Raw genomic sequence first — 26,223 nt, 5'->3', positions numbered from 1 at the left:
TAAGCATAATCTATTTTAACTATGTCAAAAGAACTTGTTGAATTTAACATCCATTATGAAACGAGAAATTCATTCGATATTTATGAGCCATACTATAATATTCTTATAATGAACAAGAGCGTAAGCTTTACGATTGATCTTCTTAAAGATACAACTAGTGATCCTACTATTGTTTTTCTTTCCCCTTATCAACATTTTAAAATGTTAAATACACAATCAACTGTTGCCATGATCAAATTCCATGGTGATTTCTATTGCATTGAATACCACAAGAGAGAAGTTGCTTGTAACGGCGTTCTATTTAATAATATCTATGAACAGCCTTCGCTGGCTGTTTCTAATGAAATCTATGAAGAGTTGATAACTTTATTTAAAAAATTAAGCCAGATAAATCTGCATAAAACAAATTATGACCTTCCAATTATTAAAACCTACCTTCAACTATTACTGGCAATTTGTAGTAAGGAAAAACTTATAAATATTAAAAATAAAGACAAATCTACGAATTACTACATGGAAGACCTTAATTTTCAAGACATTCTAGAAAACAACTTCTTAAACTCCAAGAATGTTAAATTTTACGCGGAAAAATACGGTGTGGCTGTTGATTCTTTTTCAAAAAAAATAAAAAAACAATATGGCCGTAGTCCTTTACAATTAATAAATGAAAGAATTATCCTTGAGTCAAAAAGGATGCTTCATCTCTCCACAGATCCAATAAAAACTATAGCTTGGAAATTGAACTTTAGGGATGAATATTATTTCTCAAGATTTTTTAAAAAACATGTTGGTGCTTCTCCTAAAATATTCAGAGAAAAGGTAGGAATTTCAATCGTTGCAAAATAGTTCATTTATTCTCCTTATAAGTCCATGGTTAACCAGCATAGAGATTTGTAGTATTGTATAAATTAACATGAAAGCTAATGAGAAATTTCCTAACGTTGTTTTGCCGGTTTGAATCCTTCTTTATTAACTCGTTGCGCGTGGCAATATTTATAGTTATGTTTTGGATTGGTGGTTTAAAAGCCTTCAAATACGAAGCTGAAGGAATTGTGCCTTTTGTCGCAAACAGCCCTTTAATGGAATTCTTTTATAAAGATGCCAATAATGAAATTATTAGTGAAAACAATCAGGCAATTAAGGAATATACTTTACATAGAAATCCAGAAGGAAAAGTTATTAAAGAAAATATTGAATGGCATATCAAAAATGGCACCTACCTTTTTTCCTATGGTTTGGGTGTTGTTATTGTTTTTATTGGATTTGCTGTATTATTAGGAATTTGGTTTCCGAATATTGGTTTTTGGGGAGGATTGTTAACATTTTTCATGTCAATCGTTACATTAAGTTTTTTAATAACAACCCCCGAAGTATATGTACCTAATTTGGGAGGAGATGCTCCAACACCAAATTTTGGTTTTCCATACCTATCAGGCGCGGGGCGACTCGTATTAAAGGATATTATTATGATGTTCGCAGGATTAGTAATAGCCACCAACAGTGCAAAGACTATTTTATTAAAAAGCCACGATAACTAATATTCGAAAAACAAGCAGAATAACCAATGTATATCGATATCTTCTAAAAAATCTGTCTTTGATTTTAAAAGCTTTCGATATTGAAGTTCCCGAGCTCAAACGGTAGCCCTAACTGTTGTAGACGATGCATGATCCAGTAATCTTTTTCAACTAAATATGGGTCAATACCTTTCTCACGCGTGGTAGTAGCTAGTATATCCTTAAAGTCGTTGTGATGGTGTAAGTAATTTGTGGCCATTATGGATTATATAACTTGCTATAATTTTTTTAGCTTCTACTGTAGCGTTATTTGAAGCATTCTGGTGTAGAGGCCCCTGTTGAGACATTGCGTGCAGTGATCCTGAATGCTTTGGTGCATCGTAATTATATGGGAGTACCACCTAAAATCAGGGTTTATGTTGATAAAATCGTCTTTTGGAACGAAGAAACTTTACCGCAAGGGTTAAGCGTAGAAGAACTCAAAGATTTTCACGCTTCGCAACCAAGAATTATACTCATTCCTAAAAATCGGATTAAATGAACGACAGTTGAAAGCGGTCGAGTTTGTGAAGGAAAACGGAAAATAACGAATAGTGAGGGCCAGAATTTAAACGAAACATCTGACAGAACATCTTCAAGAAACTTGGAGAACTTAGTAAAATTAGGCGTATTTGTGAAAGAAAGAGAAAAAAGGAACAAGCTAAAAATTATTTGGCAGTTAAATGGCGGAAACGTTGCGGATAAATTCGTTTTTCGGAAAAGGTTCGGGAAGGAAGTTCTCGAAACATTAAATTGGATAGAAAAAAATCCTTAATACACAGCAGAATAGATAGCCAAACTTATTGGTAAATCATCAACACGAATATCATAGTAATTCAGCCAAAGCAATAATGCCGGCTTCCAAATCTTTTTCAGAAAGCGACCCATAACCCAATCTTATACCGTTTATGGTTTCATCGAAGCTATACGTATCGGGCGTAATGATTTTAATGCTTTTGCTTTTTAGCTTCTTGGAAATCTGTAACCAGTCCACCTGCTTATTAGGAACGATCCAAAACGCCAAACCACCTTCGGGAATTGTATAAGTTGCTTTATCCTTAATATATTTATTCAACACAGTTGCCATAAAATCTCTTTTGGCTTTGTAGTGATTGGTTGACTTTTTGATATGCCGTTTTATTGTACCTTCTTTGATGAGTTGCAAAACCGCCTGTTCCATTATGCTGTCGCTCTGCACATCAATAATCTTTCGCAAACTGCCCACCTGTTCAATCAAATCACTGTCGTTACTTGCCAAATAACCGATACGTAAGGCGGGTGCAACAACTTTACTCATTGTACCAATGTAAACGTAGTTTTTTAGTTCCGTAAAACTTGATAATGGCAATACAGGACGATAACCAAAATGAAACTCATTATCGTAATCATCTTCAATAATTGTAAAACCGTATTTGTTGGAAAGCCCTATCAATTCCAACCTTCTTTTCAAACTCAATGTTATAGTTGTCGGATATTGGCGGTGCGGTGTAACATAGATTGCCTTTATCTTTTTTCCCCATTTCAAATAAGAAGTTACCTCATCAATCTTCAAACCTTCTTTATCCACACTTACAGGCAAAAGTTTTGCACCTGCATTCTCAAAGGCTTTCCAAGCAGGTTTATATCCTGGATTTTCAACAAGTACGTAATCACCTTTTTTAAACAAACATTGAGCCGTTAGATACATCGCCATTTGACTACCACGAGTGATGCAAATACTTTGTTCGTTTATCTGCATACCTCTTTGATGATTGAGCATCTGAACTATAGCTTTTCTAAATTCTAAATCGCCTAATTCATTGCCGTAGCCCATCATCTGCCATCTTGCTTTTTGGTTGAATATTTGACGGTATGCTCTTGCCAATTCCGAAATGGGTGCAATTTTACTGTCAGGGTTTCCGTCATCAATCTGCAGATGAAAATGCTTACCCTCTTTATTTTCTATGTTAGAAATTAAAGGCTTTATTTTTTGTACTTCTTTAAAATCAGGCAATGTATCGGCAACAAAAGTTCCCTGCCTTTCTTTGGAAACCAGCCAACCCTCAATAAGTAATACATTAAGGGCTTCTACAACCGTATTCCGATTGATTCTTAATAGTTGTGCAAGGTTTCTACTGCCTGGCAAGGCATCACCGGATTTTAACCTGCCCGAATGAATATCTTTTATAATCGCATCGGCTATTTGGAGATAAATGGCTTTATCCGATTGTTCGTCTAACTGTATTTCAAATTTCCAACCTCTTAGCATCTGGACTATCTATTTTTATAAAAACTGCATCATTATAACAGTCCAAATATACAATACTTTTGTAATGCAATAATGCAACAGAACAATAAAAAATTTCAGTTATGTCAAAATTAGAAGCAGCGACAGAAGTAAAAAAATCAATCCACGCAGAGCAAAAACAATTCAGTTCAAAGGACTTTCATCAAACCTTTGCAAGACCAACTTTTGTGAAGACATCACACGTTATCCACAAAAATGTTGAAAATGCAGGCGTACACAATCAGTTTTCGGAAGAAAGAAAACACCCTGTTTTCTTTGTGGATTTACCGAGCAAAAATGTGAGTATGACCATTGGAGGGTTACTTCCCGGACAAAAAACACACAAACACCGCCACACCTACGAAACCATATTGTATGTATTGGAGGGTAAAGGATCTACTCTTGTAGAAGACGAAATCGTAGAATGGGAAGCAGGAGATGCCGTTTATATTCCTTCGTGGGCTTGGCATCAGCATCAAAACCTTAGTGAAACTGAACCTGCAAAATACATCGCTTGCGAAAATGCACCTCAACTACAAAACTTAGGAGTAGCATTACGTGAAGAAGAAGGCAGAGATTTTTAATTTTTAAAACAGGACTACAAATGAACAAAGTACCATTTAAAGGCGTAATCGCATACCCGGTTACACCTTTTGATGACAACGAGAATGTCGATATCTCGTTATTCAAAAAACAAGTAGAGCGATTGGTTACAACAGGTTCTCACGGTATTGCTCCATTGGGTAGCACAGGTGTAATGCCTTACCTCAACGATGCCGAAAAAGAAGCCGTAGCCGAAGCGACTATGCAACAGGTAGCAGGCAGAGTGCCAACATTGGTAGGTGTTTCCAACCTTACTACGGAGAAAACCGTTTACCACGCACAATTTGCCGAAAAAGCAGGTGCTACGGCAGTAATGATTATCCCGATGAGCTATTGGAAACTGACTGACGACGAAATTGTGAAACATTACGATGCCGTTGCTTCTAAAATTTCCATCCCCATAATGGCATACAACAACCCTGCAACAGGCGGTGTGGATATGTCGCCTGCATTGTTGAAGCGTTTATTGGAAATTCCGAACGTAACGATGATTAAAGAAAGTACAGGGGATATTCAACGTATGCACTATTTGAGAAGAGAATTAGGTGAAGAAGTAGCTTTTTTCAACGGTTCTAACCCATTGGCACTATCCGCTTTTTCGGCAGGTGCAAGAGGTTGGTGTACCGCTTCGCCCAATCTAATACCCGAACTCAACATAGCCCTTTATGATGCCATACAAGAGAACGATTTGAAGAAAGCCCAACGATTATTCTACAAACAGTTTGATTTGTTGAAATTCATTGTAGCCAAAGGTTTACCACGTTCTATAAAGGCAGGCTTAGACCTATTGGGAGTAGGTGGAGGCGGTTTTAAAAGCCCTTTGAAACCACTTAGTGAAAATGAAATAACGGAACTGGACAGCATACTTTCGGCTATTGAAATCGAAATTTATCAGTATTAACCATAATTCTAAAATAACGTAAAATGGCAAAAGCAATTTTTTATCATGCAGGTTGTCCTGTATGCGTAAGTGCAGAAAAGGACATTTTAAATATTATACCTGAAAATCAGGTTGAAGTGATTCATTTGGGAACAGACAAAACAAAAGTAAAAGACGCCGAAAGTTCAGGTGTAAAATCTGTTCCTGCATTGGTTTTATCTAATGGCAATGTGTTACACATCAACTTTGGTGCTTCAATAGATGATTTGAAGTAATTCCAATTTCAAAGTCCGAAAGCAAAAGTAAACTTTCGGGCTTTATTAATTATTGTTTCAATGTTAAACTACAAGCAAATTATATTATGAACCCAAAAGAAGAAACTAAACTTGCCGAAGAACAAGACAAGTACTCAGAAAACGTGAAAGTAACATTGATATTGAATGGTAACACAAAACATATCCAATGGAACAAAAAGATACCTTTGCTTGATGCGATGCTCAATGCCGGAGTTGATGCTCCGCATTCCTGCTGCAGAGGTACGTGTGGCACTTGTGTATCTAAATTGGAAGAGGGCGAAGTGCATTTAAGGAGGAATTTCATTCTATCTGAAGCCCATATACAGCAAGGCTTGATTTTGGCTTGTGTGTCCACTCCTGTAAGCGACAGCATAAAAATAAACTATGATAAGTTTTAATACTTAAAAAAATGATCTTCAATATCCAATTCCTGTTAGAAAACGAAAAAGCAACTCTTCATCCATTGCAGGAAAAGGATTTTGAGGCTTTATATGCCATAGCATCCGACTAAAAATTTGGGAACAGCACTCCAATAAAGACCGTTGGAAAAAAGATGTATTTAAACATTCTTTGACCTTGCAATGTAGGGCGAAGGAGCATTTAAAATCGTGGATAAAACTATAGAGAACATTCTCGGAAATACACGCTTTTACAATTACAACGAACAGGAAAACTGCATTGGGGCAAAGGCATAAAACAAATTGGTAAAAGTCACGATGTTGGTTTATCTTTTCCAATTCGTTTCAAAAATATATTTCCATATCGGGGCAAACAATATTCGTTCACAGGGCGCCATCGAGCGAATCGGTACAGATAAAAATGCGGAGGCAGTAGCTACCTATTCGGACGGAACATCCCGATTGAGTTTGGTGTACCAAATAAGTAAAGCCAAATAGTATAATCAGAAAAGTGATAAGAGTTCTTTTGGACTACCTACTTATCCTAAAACTGTACCACCAAGCTAATCCTGCAATCTGATACTTTTGAGCTATAATCGAAATAACTAAAAGCAATGGAGTTCAACATCAAAAAAGTAAGTCTAACCGATTTAGACACAACAGCAGAATTATTTAACCACTATCGGGTTTTTTACCGTCAGAAAGACGATTACGAAAAATGCAAACAGTTTATTAAGGAACGATTAGACAACGATCAATCAAACATTTTTGTCGTATATGCAGACGGTAAAGCAGTTGGATTTGTTCAGTTGTACAAACTTTATCATTACATCAAATTGGCGAAGCAATGGTTATTGAGTGATTTGTTTGTTCAACCCGATTACAGAGGTAATGGACTTTCGGTAGCGTTAATAGACCGAGCAAAACAATGGTGTGATGAAACAGGAGCTTGCGGGTTGATGCTCGAAACCGAAAAAACAAACGACATTGGCAACAAATTATATCCACGTTGCGGATTTGAGTATGACGGCAACCACAATTATTACTATTGGTGGAAATAACGCACAAGGCGGACTAAATCGGTTCGCCTCTTTGCTGAAATATGGTCGGTTGGTCGAGTGGTTAGACAAGGTAACGCAGTACCTTTCACAATAGTTCAAATCCACTCCCGACCTCAATTAATTATATAATTTTGATAACGTATTTGACCTTATCATAACCGACAAAGAACAGGTGTTATTAAACGATATATTCCTTGATGAAGCTAACAAACAATAATTTGAATAGCTTATTAAGGAACATAAATATATTGAAGAATTAAGCCAATACGCACTGCCTGTAAATAAAAATATTGCTTCACGGCAGTTCGGGTTGTAGCAAAAACATTCTTATACTCAATTTGAGTAATATAGTTTGTTCACGTATTGGCGAAACATCGCAGAACAACAAATAGGTGTTTGACAAAGCAGGCAGGGAAAAATCCGTTTTGTTTTTAGATGAATTTAACCAAATTGGGAAAGTGAGGGATAACGATGATAAGGACGTAGGCGAAATGCGAAGATTGGTCCACACCTAAATGCAGCTCATAGATTACTATCCCGAAAAAGCAGTGTTGCTGTATGCGAACAACCATCCCGAAATCAATGATAAAACTTTGTTAAGACGGTATCAGCTGCTGAAATTTTGAAATGCCTGCTCAACAGGCTTTACACGAGTATTTCAGCAAACTGTTATTCCGATTTCAAACAGAATTGCAGAGCATAGCACGTATATACAATATCTCATTTGCCAAAGCCAAAGACCATAGGATTACATTGGTAAAATCGACATTGATAAAAGAATTGGAAGTAAGAGAAAAAAGTACAGAAGTATGAACGAAGAAATTTTACAGAAAATTGCCCTTATACAAGAACGGATAAACAACGCTTGTAAGGAAAGCAACAGAAATCCCAATGAAGTAAAATTACTATTGGCAACCAAAACCATACCTGCCGAACGTATCAAAATGGCATTACAGGCAGGACAAACTCTAATAGCCGAAAACAAAGTGCAGGAAATCAAAGAAAAATACGAAGCCTTGAAAGAAATTCCGCACACCAACCATTTCATCGGGCATTTGCAGACCAACAAAATCAAAGACCTGTTGAAATACAATGTGTCCTGTATTCAATCACTTGACCGTTTGGATTTGGCAGAAAAACTACACCAACGCTTACAGTTTGAAAACAAAACCATAGAAGTATTGATACAGGTTAATACTTCGTTTGAAGAAAGCAAATTTGGCGTAAACCCCGACAATGCTATTGAATTAGTAAAACATGTTGCACATTTGGAAACCCTTAAAATAAAAGGTTTGATGACCATAGGGCTGTTCAGTTCTGAAACGGAAAAAGTGCGTAAATGTTTTCGGTTGCTCAAAGATATTCAACAGCAAATAATTGCCCTAAATATCCCTAATGTAAAAATGCAGGAATTATCAATGGGAATGAGTGGCGATATGGAAACAGCCATTGCAGAGGGAGCAACCATTGTACGAGTAGGTACGGCTATTTTCGGACAAAGAATATATCCTGATAGTTATTATTGGAACGAAAATATTTAAATAAGGGTATGGAAGAATTTTACAAAGAAGCACTGAATAAATTAGAAACGGCAATAAAAGGTTTTAACAAAACAGGGAGCTTGTACACATCCACAAGCTCCCGTGTTTTTTTTAAACCCTCGATCAACTAAGACCGCCAGGATTTATATTGATTAATCAATCCATTGGTCGAGGAATCATGACTTTCCACCTCCTTGCCATCTTCCAATTCCGGCAAAATCTTATTCGCTAGCTGTTTCCCAAGTTCCACACCCCATTGGTCGAAACTAAAGATATTCCAGATAATGCCCTGGGCAAAAATCTTATGCTCATAAAGGGCAATCAACGTCCCTAGCGACTTCGGTGTCACCTCTTTCAGCAAGATAGAGTTTGTTGGTCTATTTCCTTCAAATACTTTAAAAGGTGTTAAACGCTCGATTTCAGAGGTAGATTTCCCTGCTTTCTGCAACTCCGCCACAACTTCCTCTTCGGATTTACCATTCATTAAGGCTTCCGTTTGCGCAAAAAAGTTGGACAGCAATAGCTGATGATGGTTTCCGATAGCATTGTGCGAGATTGCCGGCGCAATAAAATCACATGGAATTAACTTAGTTCCTTGGTGAATCAACTGATAAAAAGCATGTTGCCCATTGGTGCCTGGTTCACCCCAAATAATAGGGCCGGTTTGGTAGTCTACACGCATGCCATTGCGATCCACATATTTTCCATTGCTTTCCATATCTCCTTGTTGGAAATAGGCCGCAAAACGATGTAAATATTGATCATATGGTAAAATGGCCTGACTCTCGGCATCGAAGAAGTTATTATACCAAATGCCAAGCAAAGCCATAACAACAGGAATATTTTCCTCAAATGGGGTATTCCGGAAGTGCTCATCGGCCTCATACGCCCCGGTTAATAAGGCCTCGAAATTGTCATAACCTACCGCCAAACTAATGGACAAGCCAATGGCAGACCACAGGGAATAGCGTCCGCCTACCCAATCCCAAAACTCAAACATATTCTGCGTGTCGATGCCGAAGGCAGCAACGCCTTGCTCATTGGTACTCAAGGCTGCAAAGTGCTTGGCCACATCGCCCTCCTGCGCGCCGGTTGAAATAAACCAGGCCTTTGCCGAATGGGCATTGGCCATGGTTTCTTGTGTGGTAAAGGTTTTGGAAGCAATTAAAAATAAAGTCGTCTCCGGATCCAATTTATTCAGGGTTTCCGCGATATGCGTACCATCCACATTGGATACGAAGTGCACATTCAACCTGGTTTTATACGCTTTTAACCCTTCCGTTACCATCACGGGCCCTAAATCTGAACCCCCGATACCGATATTCACCACGTCGGTAATCTCTCGGCCAGTATAGCCTTTCCAACTTCCGGAAAGGATACGTTCGGTAAAGGACTTCATCCGATCCAACACCGCTTGAATCTGCGGCATCACATCTTGTCCGTCAACCAGCACAGGTTTTCCCGATTTGTTCCTTAGGGCAGTATGTAACACCTGACGACCTTCCGTTTCATTAATCTTCTCGCCATCGAACATCGCCGCAATCGCTTCCTCAAGCTTGCATTCCTTCGCTAACTGAATTAACAAAGCCATAGTCTCCTCATTGATCCTGTTTTTGGAATAATCGAAAAGGATATCGTTGAGGTATAAAGAGAATTTCTCGAATCGAGCCGGATCATCCTCAAAAAGTTCCTTTAAATTCTTCTCGTTAATGTCGATATAGTGATTGGCTAAGTAGCTGAACGCTTGGGTGCTTGTAAAGTCGATTTTTGGTAACATATATTGCTTGTTTTGTTCAAATATAAGGAATACGGGAAATGTATCCGTAAATTTTATATTATCTTTGCTACTATGACCAAGGAACAAATTCAAGACTTGAGGGATCGATTGACGTCCCTGAGGAGGCATCTTTGACATCGATGCCAAAAAAGCAGAGATAGACCGCGAAACAGCGATTACCCTTCAACCTGACTTTTGGGATTCACCAAAAGACGCAGAAAAAGTACTTCACGGTATTAAGAACAATAAAATATGGACTGATCAATACGATGCTGTCCAGGCATCTATCGATGATACCGGTGTGCTCTATGAATTTTTCCAATCGGGCGACGCTTCCGAAAAGGAAGTCGAGGAACAATATCAATTGGCCTTGAGTGAGATAGAAGAGCTCGAATTCAAAAATATGCTAAGTGCGGAGGAAGATCAGCTAGATGCAATCTTACAAATTACGGCCGGCGCTGGTGGAACAGAATCTTGCGACTGGGCCGCCATGTTGATGCGTATGTATATTATGTGGGGAGAAAAGCATGGCTGCAAAGTAACAGAACAAGATTATCAGGAAGGTGATGTTGCCGGCATTAAGTCCGTCACGCTGCAGTTTTCCGGTAACTTCCCCTATGGTTATTTAAAGGGTGAAAATGGTGTTCACCGCCTGGTGCGCATTTCTCCGTTCGACTCAAATGCGAAACGCCATACCTCTTTCGCTTCAGTCTATGTTTATCCCTTAGTGGATGATAATATCGAAATCGAGGTGAAAGATGCAGAAATCGAATGGGACACCTTCCGCTCCGGTGGCGCCGGTGGCCAAAACGTAAATAAGGTGGAAACGGCCGTACGCCTGCACCATAAACCAACTGGTATTATTATCAAGAACCAGGAGTCACGGTCACAGCTACAAAATAAAGAGAACGCCATGCGTCTATTGAAATCGCAGCTCTACGAAATTGAAATGCGCAAGCGCCAAGAGGCAACCGCAGCAATCGAAGGATCAAAAAAGAAGATAGAATGGGGCTCGCAAATTCGGAATTATGTGTTGCATCCTTATAAGCTTATCAAAGATTTACGAACAAATTACGAAACATCAAATACGCAAGCTGTCCTGGATGGAGATCTGGATGCTTTCCTGAAAGCATATTTAATGGAGTTTTAATACAAAATCCCCCAAAGTTTCCTTTGGGGGATTAAAAAAATTATCATAAACCTAAAAACTATAAATCTCGTAGTTCCTTTATTTTTTTATGCGCACTATTCTGTTCCACTAGCTGAATATGAAGAACGCTAACAAGTTCTGGATATACCTCGGAGGCCTCAGAAATTATATCATCATAAGTTTTCTTAAATTCATCCTCACCTTTTTCACAAAGCTCTAAAAGGGATTGAGAATTTGACGAAGATAAAGCTGTTTTCACTTCCATCCACATGCGATAAATTTTTCCTGTGAATTTGGTGTCATCTTCAGGTTCTCCGCCCATTTGTATATTTAACTGATTTAGCTCTGCCACGAACCCGGAAGATTGATCAACATAACTGTGAAAAATATGTTGCAACTCTCTTAAATGATCAGGTTCAGCAAGCTCTATAGCCTTTTCATAACCTTCAATTCTATCATTGTTAATAATAATAGCGCGGTGCAGTAGATCGATTTTATTCTCAATGTTTTCCATACTATATTTTTTATTATAAACACCTGAGCAGTGTAATAGTTGGAATAAGATGAAAAATTACGAAATTTTTCTAAAACGGGTTCTTCCACATCATGCTTTCTACCGGGCGAATGGTTTTATTGTTGTATTTGGCGTTTCCTTTGGTGTTATACAAGGTTTCGATGTCGCCTTCTACAACGAAATAAATCAATTGTCCGATTGGCATGCCGGCATAGACACGCACGGGTTGTGCGACGGAAATTTCCAGGGTCCAGGTGTTACAAAATCCTACATCGCCTTTACCGGCTGTCGCGTGGATGTCAATACCCAAGCGTCCGGTGCTAGACTTTCCTTCTAGGAATGGTACGTGGCCATGTGTTTCGGTATATTCAAGCGTTACGCCCAAGTATAGGGTTCCGGGTTGTAATACAAATCCAGATTCAGGGATTTCGAAATGGGTAATTTCATTGTGCTTCTTGGCATCTAATTCCTGCTCTTTATAGGTAGCCAAGTATTTGCCTAAATGCACATCATAGGAGTTTGTTCCTAAACATTTACGATCGAAAGGTTCAATAACAATGCTCCCTTTTTCGATTTCCTCTAAAATTCTTTTATCTGATAATATCATACCGAGTGTGACCTGCTGGTTAATAGCGGGATTCAAAAATACGTTATTACTGGAAATCAAGCAAATTAAGCTGCATAGTTTATGGATTTGGTACAGCGAGGCTGGCTTAATAAAAAAAATAAGGGTGCAGGTGGATAAACTAGGTTCGATTTTAGGGAATAAAATTAAAATCTTCTACTTTTGGATATGGCCTTAGCATACCTGAAAGAAATAGATGCGGAAAGTCGCATTGCCCTATGGAAGATTGAAGAAACCGAAGAAGAGCTGTTGAGCTTCTTGCAGTTGGATGATGCCGAGCGTGCCAAGCTGAAGAGCCTAGCGAAAGGCAAACGTACGCTGCATTGGTTAGCGACACGGGTGGTATTACGCTATTTGCTGGGAACCAAGGAATACATCAACTGCCCTTCGGATGCCAACGGCAAGCCCTACTTACCCGACTTCCCCTATGAAATTTCATTGACCCATTCCTACGATTATGCCGGCGTGATGCTCAGTACCAAAGGCTACTGCGGTATCGACCTGGAAATTGTGAAAGACAAGGTAACACGCATCAAAGATAAATTCCTAAAACCTGAAGAATTAGCCTTTATAGACCCGGAGAATGAGGTGGACCAATTGTATGCCTGTTGGTGCGCCAAAGAAGCCGTGTATAAGCTGCAAGGCAATAGAGGTGTTTCCTTTTTGCACCATATCCGTATCGATCCATTTCCTTACTTCCCACAAGGGGTAATGACCGCCCATTTGGAAAAAGAAGGCAGCCAGCAAAGCTTCCAGGTATACTACGAGCGCTTTAACGAATATATGTTGGGCTATGTAACGGCCTAACCCTCTTCCAGCTGATCTTGAATTCGATCTTTCTTCAGGGAAAGTCGTTTATTGGCTTTATAGATGCGTACGGCAATTAAGAAATAGGCCAACAAAAGCGGACCATACACCAAACCCATCAAGCCGAACAAAGGAATACCGATGATTACCCCCACGACGGTAATAATGGGGTGAATATCGCCGATGCGTTTCGCGATAATCAGGCGTAGTACGTTATCGATATTAATCACCAGTCCGAATCCCCAGATCAAGAGGCCTATCCCCTGCCAGCTTTGGCCATTAGCCAAGAGCACCACGGCTGCAGGCACAAAAATTAAGGGCGGCCCCAACAGTGGGATAAACGAGAGGATAGCCGTGATGACGCCCCAGAATAAGGGATCCTTAGCCCCGAAGATGACAAAGCCCAAGGCCAAACAAGCTCCTTGGATTATGGCGATGATGGTTTGTCCAATGATATTGGAATAGGTGATATTTTTTAACTCCTCCCCGAAAACGACGGCGCTTTCATCATCAAAAGGCAAGTAATGGATGAGCCCGCCTTCAAATCCTTTATAATTGACAAACAGGAAGTAAAGCAAGAAATACATCACGGTGATGACCAGGAAGGCATTGGCAGCACCGCCTAGAGCCGATGTCAATAAGCCTCCCAAATAGGTGGAACTGGCTTCCAGCTGTTTCTCAATTAGGTCGGGTTGCCCTAACTTATCGCCGGCAAAATGATCCACCGCATCCATAATGCGTTTTATCCATTGCGGATTTTGCTGCAGCTCGATCGCCTTGTCAAACAGCATTTTGCCAATACCTACGAAGGGGAGCACAATGATGAAAATAGACAGGATAATAATGAAAACGGAGGATACCGGCTTCGGCCATCGCCATTTTTCAATGAGGAAAATATTGAGGTTACGGAATAAGGTATACATTACCATAGTGCCCAGAAAGGCGCCAAAGATTCCGCGGGTGGCGTAGAGAATTATGCCCCCTAAAATCACAACAATAATCAGGATTATTATATTTCGCTCGCGTTGCGAAAAGACATCATTGTTACTCATAAATTAAGCTTATTTTATGAGTAACAATAAAATTAGAAGTTTGGTTTTCTTTTCTCTAAAAATGCGCTGACACCTTCTTTAAAATCTTCCGAACCGAAGCATTCGCCAAAGGATTCCATCTCAATCTGGTAGCCATTTACGGCCTTTTCCAGCCCGGCATTCACGGCTTTAATGGCCGCCGTAATGGCTGTGGAAGAACGACTGTACATTTTCGCCAATAAGCTGTTGGCTGTGTCTAACAATTCTTCTTGCGATACGACGTTGTTCACCAATCCCCATTGATAGGCATCCTGTGCATCGATCATATCTCCCGTTAGCACCATTTCTAACGCTTTGCCCTTGCCTACCAATTCGCGTAAGCGCTGTGTACCACCATAGCCCGGAATAAGGCCTAGGGACACCTCTGGCAAGCCCATTTTGGCGTTATCTGCCGCTAAGCGGATATGACAGGCCAAGGCGAGTTCCAAGCCTCCACCTAAGGCAAAGCCATTGATGGCGGCAATAACAGGTTTTGGAAACATGGCAATCGTATCCATTAATTCATGCCCAAAGGCTGAAAGCGCTGTTGCTTCCTCCCGCGACTTCTCCAGGAATTCCTGAATATCAGCCCCGGCCACAAATGCTTTTGCACCGGCCCCCGTCAGGATAACACCTTTAACATCTGCCTGTTGCGCTACTTGAGCGAAGGCTTCTTTGAGTTCGCCAATGGTATCTTTATTCAAGGCATTTAATTTTGCCTCCCTGTTTATGGTTATGGTAGCGGTATGGCCAGCTTGGCTCAAAATAATGTGTTGAAAGCTCATAATTAAAAATTGATATTTATAGAAACTCGGAAACGATCTTGATCTACACGAGGTAGTTGTTCATAGGTTAATCGTTTCACATACTCAACGCGTAGGCAATTTAAAATATTATCGATGCCAACCGATCCTTCCCAATACGGGGCTTTATCGTTTAGCACGTAGGTCAAAACTTCTCCGTCGGCATTTTTATCAAACTCAACGACTTTATCACTAAGGTAAGGATTGTTTTTATCATTCATCCGGCCGTAGAACATGTTGGCTCCCCATATTTCCCGAAGGTTCAACCGCTTCAGGAGGGGGATTTTATTAAACAGGAATCCCTGCATCTGATGAAATACACTGAACTTAATATACTCATCGGCAGCAAACTCCATCGGGTTCATCATACTGAAGTCAATGGTATGCCGGTCATCCGGCTGTTTCACATTCGGCAGCTCCAACAAGGTATAAGGCAGGGTTCCCCAGATCTTTCCTCCGGACAACTTCATATCCATAAAGCCCAGCTGATTCAGGAATAAGCGCTTGGATGCAGCTACTGCCAATTTATCGTAGGCATAGCTGCTGCCCCAGAATCCATCGATGGATTTGGTATACTTTACATTGAATACCGGATAGCGCTCGATGATACTACGGCGGGTCAGGTTTCGGTAGTAGAACTTCTCATTGGGTGCCCAGCGTAGATCAACATGCGCCTCGTTCGTCGTGATCTGGGTTAACAGCTCATCGGGATTGCCGGAGTTGATTAATAATAAATCGCCTACGGTATGCCGATCCTGATGGGTGAAACCTGTCGTCAGGCTGATGTGATTTCCGAATTCTATGACATGCTGCAATTGATAGCCCTGCATATCGAACCATTTTGTAGGCCTGTTCTTGCGAATGGATCGGAAAAAGCTATCCCCTTTAAGGAAAGAAAGATTCTGTCCGGGTTCCATAATATCATTCTGGACCGTGGCTTCCAAATAATGTGCGGGAAACGTAACGACTGATTTACCGTTCAGAGAGACCGCCGTGCTGACATAATATTTCCAACGCTGATCATCGGTTCCATAGGCTGCATAGGCTTCCACATAGGCCTTATCGGTTAGCTCCTGCGTAGAACGCCCGCCAATACGGAAGCGATTTCCTTCGATGTTATTTCGGCTGTATAGATACTCCAAGGGCCCCAGTTCAAATTTCCCAAGGTTATGATAACCCTGAGCAATCAAATAGCCGACGGCCAATAGGGTCTTAAAACTACCCTTATGGTTTAGCTGTTCGATATTGGAATAGGTGGCCTGTTCAAAGGGGTTCAAGTCTACCGCCCGCTTGGGTGGGGTTTGCTCGGCTGAAGCCAGGATTTCCACCGGAGCACCCTGGAAAGTTCCACTCGGGATTGCTGCCGGCAGCTCGTAATCCGTATGCACACTCAGGCGATCGGCAAAGACCGCGTCACCTCGCTTGGTTCCAAAGGATATAAAGGCATGAGCAGTATCCAAGAGCATGACACCTTCTTCATTCTTGCGGTAATGGAATCGCAGATCGCCCTGGTTGACCCAGTTTAGGTTCGCCTGCTTATCGATGGATAGAAAGGCCTGCTTAACGGCATAGCTACCATCCATGCTTACCTGTAGCTTGCCCTTAAACAATAGGTCGGTTGTATTGCGAGGCTCAAAGGCCAGCTGAATAAAATAACCCTCTTTATTAAAGATCGTATCGACGATATAGTACTTATAAAAATGCTTGCCATTATCGGCAATCGGACTTAAGAACTGCTTATTCAGGATGAAGATACTCTCGTCATATACATCAATGGGCTGAAAAACATAGTTGAGATACGACTGAATATTGTGGTTATTGATATAGCGTTTATCGAATTCTGTTTTCTTCTGGCTGTAGATCTGCTTTTTATATTTCGCCGGATTGCGCTGGTTATAGACCTTGGCATTGCTCTCTTCCATAAAGATAGTCAGCAATTTCTTATCGGGATATTGCAGGGTATCCACATTATCGAAGAAGAAATTCAATTCCGACAGTCCCATTTTGAAAATAGGCTTGGGATTGACCATCCCAAACTTCAACTTGTCGTACTGCTCGAAGGATAGGCTATCTTTTCCCTTTAATCGGTTTTGGTTCTTATGCTTAACAACAAGGTCTATTAATTCGACGGCTTTATTTCCACGGTTTCTATATTTCGCGCGGTGGGTAATGGAGATGGCCTCGAGGGTGTTCGACTCATGCTCTAAGGCAATCATCAAGCTGGTATCTTCGGTCGTAAAGCTTCTTCGCAATTCCTTATAGCCCATGGCGCGGATCTGCACCTCATGGGTGCCCGCCTTCACGTTAATAGAAAAATTCCCTAAACTATCGGTAGATGTAGCATTATTATCCGCTAAGCAGAGTATAGTGGCGCCAGCCAAAGGCTTTCTCGTATCCTTGGCAATAATCTTTCCTGAAATCTTTGATTGTGCATATAATATGCTATTGTTGCCCAGAAAGGATAGTAATCCAAGAAACAATAAGCACAAAATCCGTCCAATTCTCATAATCAACTTTGGGTATTTATAAAGATACAATTTGTTGCGAATCTTCAAATTATTAAACGAAAAAAGCACAACAAATATGTTGTGCTCATCTATTTTTTTAAAAAGAAATATGCCTTAAATCAAACTTACAATTATATCCGGGTATATTCCTATAATAATGGTCAGTAAAACGGCCAATCCAAACACCAATTTAAAGTTAATGGATAGTTGCACCGGCTCCTCGCCTTCGCCCTTCATAAAATACATGTGGACAATGACACGGAAATAATAGTAGATACCGATGGCGGCATTGATGGCGGCTAATAGCAACAACACCGTATGGTAATCGTTCATAACCGTGGTAAACATCATAAACTTACCGATAAATCCGGCAGTTAATGGAATACCGGCCAAAGACAACATGGCGACCGTAATGGCAAATGCTAAGCCTGGGTTTGTTTTGCCTAATCCATTAAAGGACTCAAACTGATCGGAACCGATATGGCGCTTCACCAACATCAAGGATCCAAAGGCTACGATGGAAGATAAGCCATAGGCAATGGCATAGGTCAAGATGCCCGAGGCAGAGTTTGCGCCGATGGATAAGATCGCAAATAGCATATAACCCGCATGAGAGATACTGGAATAGGCCATCATGCGCTTGAAGCTGGTTTGCATCAAGGCTGTAATATTACCCACAAAGAGGGTGATAATGACGATGGTTAATAATACGGGAGTCCAGAATTCATTCAATGGAATTAAGACCATGCTGAATAATTTCAGGAAGCCGGCGAAGGAGGCAATCTTTACTACCGTACTCATAAAGGTGGTAATTAGGATTGGCGCACCATCATACACATCGGGAGTCCAGAAGTGGAAAGGTGCAACGCCTACTTTAAAACATAAGCCTACCAACAGCAAAAGGATACCTCCATAAAATAATGGCGATACTTCGGTTGGGTTGGCAATAATATATTCTTTCAAGACAGCGAGGTCGAAGGTTCCTGTAGCACCGTAAAGTAAGGTGATACCGAATAATAGGAATCCGGTGGAGAATGCCCCCATCAGGAAGTACTTTAAGGAAGCCTCATTTGAGGCCTTGTCTTTCCGACGAATACCCACTAAGATGTATAAGGCCACAGACATAATTTCTAAGCCAATAAACAGCATAGCGAAGTTATGGTAGGCACAAACCATCAACGCTCCGGTTAAGGAGAAGATAATCAGGGTATAGTATTCGGCAATATTCTCCGAAATACTCTTGAAATACTCTTTAGATAATAATAAGATTAGTATTGTTAACACAATACATAGCATAGAGAAAGCCAGCGCAAAGTGGTCAAACAGGACCATTCCTTTGTACATTGGCACGGCATCACTTTGCCAATAGTAAAGCTCGTAGGCCAAGGCTCCAAGCAATCCCAATATGCTTACTGGTAACAATGCATTCTTGGCTTTGTATAAGCCTAAATACAAAATCAGAATACCTAGTAAAGAAAGCGTAATAATCGCACCCATAATATATCGTTAACTCGTTCTATTTAATTTGTTGTAATAATTGACTTACTGATGCTTCCGACAGGTGCAACAAGTAGTTTGGTAAAATACCGATGATAAGGACCAAAAGGACAATAATGCCTAAAACCAACACTTCGGTTCCTTTTATATCGCTTACGCCGGAATGGGTATCGTGAATCGTGCCCAGCATGGTCTTTTGGTATAAACGCAACATGTAAACCGCTCCAAAGATTAAGGTTGTTCCTGCCGCTACGGCAAACCAAACTCCGTATGCCGGTGCATTGAATAATCCTTTTAATAATAAGAACTCACCGATAAAACCATTGGTTAATGGTAAACCGATAGCTCCCATAATAATGATCAGGAAGCAAGCCGCTAATATTGGCATTTTGGACGCTAAGCCACCTAACTCGGACAGGTTGCGCGTTCCGGTCCGCTGTTGGATAATATCGATAATAAAGAATAAACCGATAACTGAAATACCGTGATTAATCGATTGTAGGATGGCTCCTTGTAAGCCTTCTTGGGTAAAAGAAAAGATACCGGCAGCAATAAGGCCAACGTGCGCTATAGATGAATAAGCGATTAAACGCTTGGCATCATTCATTTTAAAAGCAATCAATGAGCCGTATACAACGCCAATGACTCCTAGTAGCAAGGCTAGTGTTCCATATTGGCTTACCGCTTCTGGTGTTAAAGGTAGTAACCAGCGTAAAAGTCCAAATAAGCCCATCTTCAACATTATACCGGATAACAACATGGTTCCGGCCGCCGGCGCATGCGTATAGGTATCAGGCTGCCAGCTATGGAATGGGAATAAAGGAATCTTAATCGCAAAGGCAATAAAGAAGGCCCAGAATACATAGCGCTGTGCTGCGTCTGTTAAGGTTAGCTGTGTCAGTTTAGCCCAAGATAGATCGTTCGATCCGGTTTGCTGATATAAATAGATAATCGCAATCAGCATTAATAAACTTCCAAAGAAGGTATAGATAAAGAATTTCAAGTTGATGCGGATGCGATCGCCCTCACCCCAAAGGGCACAGATAAAATAAATCGGGATTAACGCAGCTTCCCATCCTACATAGAAGGAGAAGGCATCCAATGAAATGAAGACAAGCACCAAACCGGCTTGCATAAATGCGATCAAGGCGTAGAAGTCGCCCTTTATATCGTGGGCAAAACTTGCCAGGATAATTAAAGGGATTAAGCCGTTCGTCAAGATCAACATCGGCAGGGATATACCATCGAGGCCAATCTGGAAGTTGATGCCTAAGCTTGGAATCCAGGTATAGGACTGCGCAAACTGTATGCTGGCATCAGGAACAAATTGACAGATAAAAGGGATGGTAAGGCCCAATTGTACGATTGAAAAAAGCAATGCTGCCCATCGAGCGGATGAAGACTTGATAAAGGCTAAGATAATAGCACTCAATACAGGTAATAACAGCAGTATAAAAAGGTTATCCATTGATTCCTAAGTTCTTCTAGACGATAAATAATCCATAAAGCATGATCGCAATAACGCCGATCACCATCATAAAAATATAAAACCCTACATGGCCGCTTTGCAACTGTCGGATTCCCTTTCCGGAGGAATAAAACAGCTCGCCAATGCCATTCACCAAATTATCAATACCCGAGCGTTCTACGCTACGGTGTAAGAATTTGGATAAGCCGTTCAAGGGGCGAACAAATAAAGCGTTATATAGCTGGTCGATGTAAAGCTTTTGATAGGAAAGGTTGTACAATCCGGTATGTGGCAATGCCCCCTCTTCTTCTGGAACCTCCACTTTCTTCACGTATTTATTGTAAGCGAAGAAGGCCATGACGATAGCTCCAACAGCGGAAGCTCCCATTAAGATGAATTCCGTGCTATGGTCGAGGTGGAATGGCTCGGCAATCGCATTGGTCTGCGCAAATACCGGGCTTAAGAAATTCGCCAACCAATGGCCGCCACCTAAGGCTTCCGGAATATTTAATAAACCACCAACAACGGATAATATCGCCAAGATAATTAATGGCACCGTCATCTGCCAAGGGGATTCATGTAAGTGATGTTTCTGATCTGCTGTTCCGCGGAACTCACCAAAGAAAGTTAAGTATAACAAGCGGAACATATAAAAGGCCGTACATAAGGCACCTAGGAAACCTAAGCCCCAGAAGAATGGGTTGGCCACAAAGGCATGCGCCAATATTTCATCTTTGGAGAAGAAACCCGATAAAGGCGGAATACCGGAAATAGCAACTGTTCCCAATAACATCGTGATGTAGGTTATAGGCATATACTTCTTCAAGCCTCCCATGGAACGCATATCCTGATCATTGCTCATGGCATGAATCACCGACCCTGCACCCAAGAATAAAAGGGCTTTGAAGAAGGCGTGCGTTAATACGTGGAAGAAAGCCCCCGTAAATGCACCAACGCCAAGCCCTAAGAACATATAGCCTAATTGAGATACCGTTGAATAGGCCAATACTTTTTTAATATCGTTTTGTGTAATCGCAATAAAGGCTGCAATTAATGCGGTCGCAATACCGATGATCGCGATAATCTGCATGGTGACTGGCGATAGGGTAAACATGATATTGGAGCGCGCAATCATATAGATCCCGGCCGTTACCATGGTGGCCGCGTGGATTAAGGCTGAAACGGGCGTTGGTCCCGCCATCGCATCCGGTAACCAAGTAAACAATGGAATCTGCGCCGATTTACCGGTAGCAGCAATAAACAGCAATAGGGTAATGGTCAATAAGGTGATATCGCCCATCGGTAATTGTGCCGCTGCAGGAAGTACAGTCGCAAATTCTAAGGATCCGAAGTTGAAGATGATGAAGAACAGGGCAATTAGCAAGCCTAAGTCACCGATTCTGTTCATCACAAATGCTTTCTTCGCTGCCTTTGCATAGGTACTGTTCTTATACCAGAAACCAATAAGCAGGTATGAACATAATCCTACCCCTTCCCAGCCGATAAACATCACCAGATAGTTGGATCCTAACACCAATAAAAGCATGAAGAACACAAACAGGTTTAAGTAGGCAAAGTATTTTCCAAACCCATCATCACCTGCCATATAGCATGCTGAATACAGGTGAATGAGGAAACCCACGCCTGTAATAATCAACAGCATTAATGAACTTAAGGGGTCAACAAGGAATTTAATATCTGCGGAAAAGGATCCTACCGTAAACCAGTTAAAGATTTCTTTCGTAAAAATCGCATCTTGTCCAGCTTCACGTGCAGCACTTACTTCCATAAATACCCCACAGCTCAACAAAAAAGAAGTCAGGATAACACCACAACCTATAATGGATACCAAGGGTTTTGGGAGTGTGTTTCTGAGCAATCCCAAAATCACGAATCCTAGAAAAGGGATAAGTGGTATGGTCCAAATTAATTCTATCATATCTAGTTTTATCTAAATGCTTATCTAATTACCACCTTAATTTACTTAGGGATTCAATATCCACGGATTTGGTATTGCGATACACCATAATGATGATGGCCAAACCTACAGCCACTTCGGCTGCGGCCAAAGCCATAATAAAGAATACAAATACTTGTCCGCTAGCATCGCCACGGTAGGCTGAAAAAGCGGCTAATAAAAGGTTTACCGAGTTCAACATCAATTCAATGGACATCATAATAATGATGACATTACGCCGAATTAATACACCCGTAACGCCAATGGCGAAAATAATGCTGCAAAAAATCAAATAATGATTGAGGGGAATCCCCTGCATATTTTGAATAAGACTATCCATGCTGTTTTACTCGAGTTTCTTTTTTCGCTAATAATACTGCTCCTACCATCGCCGTCAACAACAGGATGGATGATATCTCAAATGGCAATAAGAAGTCACTAAAGAGTACCTTGCCCAGGTTCTTCACCAATCCAATGTTCTCATGCCCTTGCACCATGGCATTATTGCTCTCCAACAAACGGAAGGCCCCCAGGAAGGTTACGATGAGGCACATACCGGCAATAACGCCCATAATCTTCACCAGATTAGATTTCATAGGTTCACTTTCCTTGTTGAGATTCAATAACATCAATACAAAGAGGAATAACACCATAATGGCGCCCATGTAAACAATAAAGTTTACAGCAGCCAAGAACTGCGCATTCAATAGGATGTAATGTACGGTAAAGGTGGCAAAGGTTATCACTAAGTACAATACGCTATGTACCGGATTCTTCGTGAAGATGGTCATCAACGCAAAGAATATTGATAAAAATGCTACAAAATAAAATATCGTCATTTCTTAATTGCTAGTGGATTGTTGATTTAACTTCGTGATATCGAATTTTGGTTCCAACAACTTATCTTTTCCATAAATAAAGTCTTTCCGTAGGTAATCAGCCGTTACGTGTTTGCCATCTAGGTAGATGGCTTCTTTTGGACAAGCCTCTTCACAAAGGCCGCAGAAAATACAACGCAACATATTAATTTCATAAACTACCGCGTACTTTTCTTCCCGATAAAGCAGTTCCTCCCCTTTCTTACGCTCCGCAGCCGTCATGGTGATGGCTTCTGCAGGACAAGACAGGGCACAAAGCCCACAAGCTGTACAACGCTCTCTGCCTAACTCATCACGTTTCAAGGAATGCTGTCCACGGAAGTTTTTAGAGTAGGGGCGGATTTCCTCCGGATATTTCACCGTCGGGATTTTCTTAAAGAAGTGCTTGATCGTAATGGACAAGCCTTTGGCAATAGCCGGTAAATATATTCTTTCCCAAAAGCTCATCGGCTTTTGTTCCAGGACTTTCTTTCTATTGGATAAGGATTGCATACGCGCTTATTTAAAATATTCTTCAACAATAATGGTAATCACACCGGTCAATACGATATTCGCAATGGCCAATGGAATTAACATCTTCCATCCTAAATTCATTAATTGGTCATAACGGAACCTTGGTAAAGTCCATCTTACCCACATGAAGAAGAAGATAAATCCGAAGATCTTCAAAAAGAACACGATCACACCGATAATGGTGATCCAGTTTTCGGATAGCCCTAAATCATACATGAATGGGAAGTTATAACCACCAAAATATAATGCCGCCATCAAAGCCGAGGACACAAACATGTTGATATACTCAGAGAACATGTAAAGCCCCAACTTCATGGAAGAATACTCTGTATGATACCCACCTACTAATTCTGTTTCACATTCCGGAAGGTCGAAAGGAACCCGGTTACATTCGGCGAAAGCACATGTCATGAAAATCAAGAATCCAAGGGGTTGCACCCAGATATTCCAGTTTACAAATCCCTTTTGCTGCGCTACGATATCACCAATAGAAAGCGACTGAGTCACCATCAATAAGGCAATAATGGAAAGGCCCATGGCAATCTCATAGCTGATACTTTGCGATGCCGCACGGATTGCCCCCATCAAGGAGAACTTGTTATTGGACGCCCAACCGCCTAACATGATGCCATATACGCCTAAGGCAATAACCCCGAAGATATAAAGCACGCCGATATTTACATCCGCCACTTGTAAGGTAATCACTTTATCGCCAATGGTTAGGTTTTGTCCCCATGGAATCACCGCGGAACTGATACAGGCTGTAATGATGGCCAGGGTTGGTCCTAGAATAAATAAGGGTTTATGAGCTCCTGCAGGGATGATCTCTTCTTTGAAAAAGAACTTACCACCGTCACATAGCGGTTGTAAAATTCCGGCAATTCCGGCTCTATCTGGTCCGTAGCGATCTTGCATAAAGCCTGCAATCTTACGCTCGGCCAAGGTGGAGTACATCGCAATGACCAGGGTCACAACAAATACGATGACTACTAATATTAATTTCTCTAAAATAAAGGCTGTTTCCATCTTCCCTTCCTGTTATTTTAATTTTTCTGAACGAGCCAACTGCTCAATATTTGCTTCTTTCAACTGCGCATCTTCCTTAATTACTGGCGGCGGGTTGAAAGCATGGTAGTGATTGGAAGCAATAACCGATTGGTCGCTTACATCTGTTGGATGTTCCAGCACCCAATCGTCGGTATGCTTTTTCTCAAACCTACAGGTATTACAGATAAACTCATCCACCTCATCATATTCATCCTTACGGCCTGTCACCCGAATCACATCGGTTCCTTTGTACCATAGGGTTACTTTTCCTGAACAGGACGGACAATCGCGATGCGCATCCACCGGTTTAGTAAACCAAACCCTGTTCTTAAAACGGAAGGTTTTATCCGTCAAAGCGCCTACCGGACATACGTCGATCACATTGCCGATAAAGTCGTTGTCCAGGGCATTCTCAATGAAGGTCGAGATCTCTGCATGATCGCCACGATAGATAATGCCGTGCTCACGTTTACCCGTTAATTGATTTGCTGTATACACACAACGGTAGCATAAAATACAACGATTCATATGCAGCTGAATCTTATCACCGATATCGATGCGCTCGAAAGAACGGCGTTCAAACTCATAGCGCGTTTGCTCGGTTCCATGCTCGTAGCTTAAGTCCTGTAATTTACATTCTCCCGCCTGATCACAAACCGGACAATCTAAGGGGTGGTTGATCAGCAACATCTCCACTACGCCTTTCCGTGCATCTAGCACCTCTGGCGAGGTGATGTTCATCACCTCCATTCCATCCATAACAGTGGTACGGCAGGAAGCGACCAGCTTAGGCATTGGGCGTGGGTCTTTTTCAGAGCCCTTGCTTACCTTCACCAAACAGGTGCGGCATTTTCCGCCACTTCCTTCCAGCTTCGAATAGTAGCACATGGCAGGAGGTACAATATCACCGCCAATTTTGCGTGCTGCATTCAATATCGTTGTTCCGGGATCTACCTCAATGGTTATCCCGTCAATACTTACTTTAAATTTTTGAATTTCGTCTGCCATC

General features: G+C 41.1%; 27 protein-coding genes. 11 read left to right on the top strand and 16 right to left on the bottom strand.

Features of this window, described 5'->3' with window-relative positions:
• Positions 1–21: 21 nt before the first annotated feature.
• Positions 22–846, top strand: a complete 825-nt coding sequence (locus GQF63_RS16385) for a helix-turn-helix domain-containing protein (RefSeq protein ID WP_160370325.1) — start codon at positions 22–24, stop codon at positions 844–846.
• A 77-nt stretch (positions 847–923) separates the two neighbouring features.
• Entirely contained in the window at positions 924–1,538 is a 615-nt protein-coding gene (locus tag GQF63_RS16380; RefSeq protein ID WP_160370324.1) for a DUF417 family protein, read from the top strand.
• A gap of 64 nt (positions 1,539–1,602) precedes the next feature.
• On the opposite strand, the gene GQF63_RS19705 is transcribed toward GQF63_RS16380, so the two are convergent.
• Together GQF63_RS19705 and pdxR are read right to left on the bottom strand one after the other, a co-directional pair.
• Positions 1,603–1,776 carry a hypothetical protein gene (locus tag GQF63_RS19705; RefSeq protein ID WP_212592620.1) on the bottom strand — a complete coding sequence of 58 codons (174 nt, stop codon included), beginning with the start codon at positions 1,774–1,776 and terminating at the stop codon, positions 1,603–1,605.
• 606 nt (positions 1,777–2,382) lie between these two features.
• Complete coding sequence (gene pdxR, locus GQF63_RS16375) at positions 2,383–3,804, bottom strand: MocR-like pyridoxine biosynthesis transcription factor PdxR (RefSeq protein ID WP_160370323.1); 1,422 nt, start codon at positions 3,802–3,804, stop codon at positions 2,383–2,385.
• A gap of 101 nt (positions 3,805–3,905) precedes the next feature.
• Here pdxR and GQF63_RS16370 point away from each other — a divergent pair, with 101 nt between their 5' ends.
• From GQF63_RS16370 to GQF63_RS16340, 7 genes are all read left to right on the top strand, one after another.
• The gene (locus tag GQF63_RS16370; protein ID WP_160370322.1) at positions 3,906–4,406 is read left to right on the top strand and encodes a cupin domain-containing protein; all 501 of its coding nucleotides are present in this window, start codon (positions 3,906–3,908) and stop codon (positions 4,404–4,406) included.
• 20 nt (positions 4,407–4,426) lie between these two features.
• Complete coding sequence (locus tag GQF63_RS16365) at positions 4,427–5,326, top strand: dihydrodipicolinate synthase family protein (RefSeq protein WP_160370321.1); 900 nt, start codon at positions 4,427–4,429, stop codon at positions 5,324–5,326.
• 23 nt (positions 5,327–5,349) lie between these two features.
• Positions 5,350–5,580: a thioredoxin family protein gene (locus GQF63_RS16360; RefSeq protein ID WP_160370320.1), complete on the top strand. Its 231-nt coding sequence runs from the start codon at positions 5,350–5,352 to the stop codon at positions 5,578–5,580.
• An 86-nt stretch (positions 5,581–5,666) separates the two neighbouring features.
• Positions 5,667–5,999, top strand: a complete 333-nt coding sequence (locus GQF63_RS16355) for a 2Fe-2S iron-sulfur cluster-binding protein (RefSeq protein ID WP_160370319.1) — start codon at positions 5,667–5,669, stop codon at positions 5,997–5,999.
• Between the two features lie 318 nt (positions 6,000–6,317).
• Positions 6,318–6,497, top strand: coding sequence for a hypothetical protein (locus tag GQF63_RS19700; protein ID WP_212592619.1), 180 nt, complete (start codon positions 6,318–6,320; stop codon positions 6,495–6,497).
• 116 nt (positions 6,498–6,613) lie between these two features.
• The gene (locus GQF63_RS16345; RefSeq protein WP_160370318.1) at positions 6,614–7,060 is read left to right on the top strand and encodes a GNAT family N-acetyltransferase; all 447 of its coding nucleotides are present in this window, start codon (positions 6,614–6,616) and stop codon (positions 7,058–7,060) included.
• A gap of 809 nt (positions 7,061–7,869) precedes the next feature.
• On the top strand, positions 7,870–8,601 hold the full coding sequence (locus tag GQF63_RS16340; RefSeq protein WP_160370317.1) for a YggS family pyridoxal phosphate-dependent enzyme: 732 nt from the start codon (positions 7,870–7,872) through the stop codon (positions 8,599–8,601).
• 127 nt (positions 8,602–8,728) lie between these two features.
• Here GQF63_RS16340 and pgi read toward each other — a convergent pair whose 3' ends face one another.
• Entirely contained in the window at positions 8,729–10,378 is a 1,650-nt protein-coding gene (pgi, locus tag GQF63_RS16335; RefSeq protein ID WP_160370316.1) for a glucose-6-phosphate isomerase, read from the bottom strand.
• A gap of 72 nt (positions 10,379–10,450) precedes the next feature.
• On the opposite strand from pgi, the gene prfB reads away from it, so the two are divergent.
• Positions 10,451–11,528 (top strand): peptide chain release factor 2 gene (prfB, locus tag GQF63_RS16330; protein WP_160370315.1). Its coding sequence is split into 2 segments (ribosomal slippage): positions 10,451–10,510 and positions 10,512–11,528, totalling 1,077 coding nucleotides; the frame shifts between segments, so codons are not numbered across the junction.
• A gap of 58 nt (positions 11,529–11,586) precedes the next feature.
• Here the strand turns inward: prfB and GQF63_RS16325 are convergent.
• Both GQF63_RS16325 and dcd read right to left on the bottom strand, forming a co-directional pair.
• Entirely contained in the window at positions 11,587–12,042 is a 456-nt protein-coding gene (locus GQF63_RS16325; protein ID WP_160370314.1) for a PA2169 family four-helix-bundle protein, read from the bottom strand.
• A gap of 70 nt (positions 12,043–12,112) precedes the next feature.
• Positions 12,113–12,649: a dCTP deaminase gene (gene dcd / locus GQF63_RS16320; protein ID WP_160370313.1), complete on the bottom strand. Its 537-nt coding sequence runs from the start codon at positions 12,647–12,649 to the stop codon at positions 12,113–12,115.
• A 186-nt stretch (positions 12,650–12,835) separates the two neighbouring features.
• On the opposite strand from dcd, the gene GQF63_RS16315 reads away from it, so the two are divergent.
• Complete coding sequence (locus tag GQF63_RS16315) at positions 12,836–13,474, top strand: 4'-phosphopantetheinyl transferase family protein (protein WP_160370312.1); 639 nt, start codon at positions 12,836–12,838, stop codon at positions 13,472–13,474.
• On the opposite strand, the gene GQF63_RS16310 is transcribed toward GQF63_RS16315, so the two are convergent.
• The 11 genes from GQF63_RS16310 to GQF63_RS16260 all read right to left on the bottom strand — a co-directional run bounded on the left by GQF63_RS16310 (position 13,471) and on the right by GQF63_RS16260 (position 26,222).
• A complete protein-coding gene (locus GQF63_RS16310; RefSeq protein WP_160370311.1) occupies positions 13,471–14,526 on the bottom strand; it encodes an AI-2E family transporter in 1,056 nt (351 codons plus the stop codon). The genes GQF63_RS16315 and GQF63_RS16310 overlap by 4 nt on opposite strands.
• Positions 14,527–14,558: 32 nt before the next feature.
• Positions 14,559–15,329 carry an enoyl-CoA hydratase/isomerase family protein gene (locus tag GQF63_RS16305; protein WP_160370310.1) on the bottom strand — a complete coding sequence of 257 codons (771 nt, stop codon included), beginning with the start codon at positions 15,327–15,329 and terminating at the stop codon, positions 14,559–14,561.
• 2 nt (positions 15,330–15,331) lie between these two features.
• Positions 15,332–17,854 (bottom strand): DUF5686 and carboxypeptidase-like regulatory domain-containing protein, encoded by a 2,523-nt coding sequence (locus GQF63_RS16300; protein ID WP_160370309.1) that lies wholly within the window; start codon positions 17,852–17,854, stop codon positions 15,332–15,334.
• 114 nt (positions 17,855–17,968) lie between these two features.
• Positions 17,969–19,351 (bottom strand): NADH-quinone oxidoreductase subunit N, encoded by a 1,383-nt coding sequence (locus GQF63_RS16295; RefSeq protein WP_160370308.1) that lies wholly within the window; start codon positions 19,349–19,351, stop codon positions 17,969–17,971.
• A 19-nt stretch (positions 19,352–19,370) separates the two neighbouring features.
• Positions 19,371–20,819, bottom strand: a complete 1,449-nt coding sequence (locus GQF63_RS16290; RefSeq protein WP_160370307.1) for a complex I subunit 4 family protein — start codon at positions 20,817–20,819, stop codon at positions 19,371–19,373.
• Between the two features lie 16 nt (positions 20,820–20,835).
• Positions 20,836–22,758 (bottom strand): NADH-quinone oxidoreductase subunit L, encoded by a 1,923-nt coding sequence (gene nuoL / locus GQF63_RS16285; RefSeq protein WP_160370306.1) that lies wholly within the window; start codon positions 22,756–22,758, stop codon positions 20,836–20,838.
• A 28-nt stretch (positions 22,759–22,786) separates the two neighbouring features.
• Positions 22,787–23,116 carry an NADH-quinone oxidoreductase subunit NuoK gene (gene nuoK / locus GQF63_RS16280; RefSeq protein WP_160370305.1) on the bottom strand — a complete coding sequence of 110 codons (330 nt, stop codon included), beginning with the start codon at positions 23,114–23,116 and terminating at the stop codon, positions 22,787–22,789.
• Positions 23,109–23,615 (bottom strand): NADH-quinone oxidoreductase subunit J family protein, encoded by a 507-nt coding sequence (locus GQF63_RS16275; RefSeq protein ID WP_160370304.1) that lies wholly within the window; start codon positions 23,613–23,615, stop codon positions 23,109–23,111. The genes nuoK and GQF63_RS16275 overlap by 8 nt, the downstream gene beginning before the upstream one ends.
• Before the next feature lie 3 nt (positions 23,616–23,618).
• Positions 23,619–24,146 carry a NuoI/complex I 23 kDa subunit family protein gene (locus tag GQF63_RS16270; protein ID WP_160370303.1) on the bottom strand — a complete coding sequence of 176 codons (528 nt, stop codon included), beginning with the start codon at positions 24,144–24,146 and terminating at the stop codon, positions 23,619–23,621.
• Between the two features lie 6 nt (positions 24,147–24,152).
• Positions 24,153–25,193, bottom strand: coding sequence for an NADH-quinone oxidoreductase subunit NuoH (gene nuoH, locus GQF63_RS16265; protein WP_160370302.1), 1,041 nt, complete (start codon positions 25,191–25,193; stop codon positions 24,153–24,155).
• A 12-nt stretch (positions 25,194–25,205) separates the two neighbouring features.
• Complete coding sequence (locus GQF63_RS16260; RefSeq protein WP_160370301.1) at positions 25,206–26,222, bottom strand: NADH-quinone oxidoreductase subunit G; 1,017 nt, start codon at positions 26,220–26,222, stop codon at positions 25,206–25,208.
• Between the last annotated feature and the right edge of the window lies 1 nt (position 26,223).

Origin of the sequence: Sphingobacterium humi (assembly GCF_009768885.1) — a bacterium.
Taxonomy (GTDB): Bacteria; Bacteroidota; Bacteroidia; order Sphingobacteriales; family Sphingobacteriaceae; genus Sphingobacterium; species Sphingobacterium humi.
This window is presented reverse-complemented; position numbering and strand designations above follow the sequence as displayed.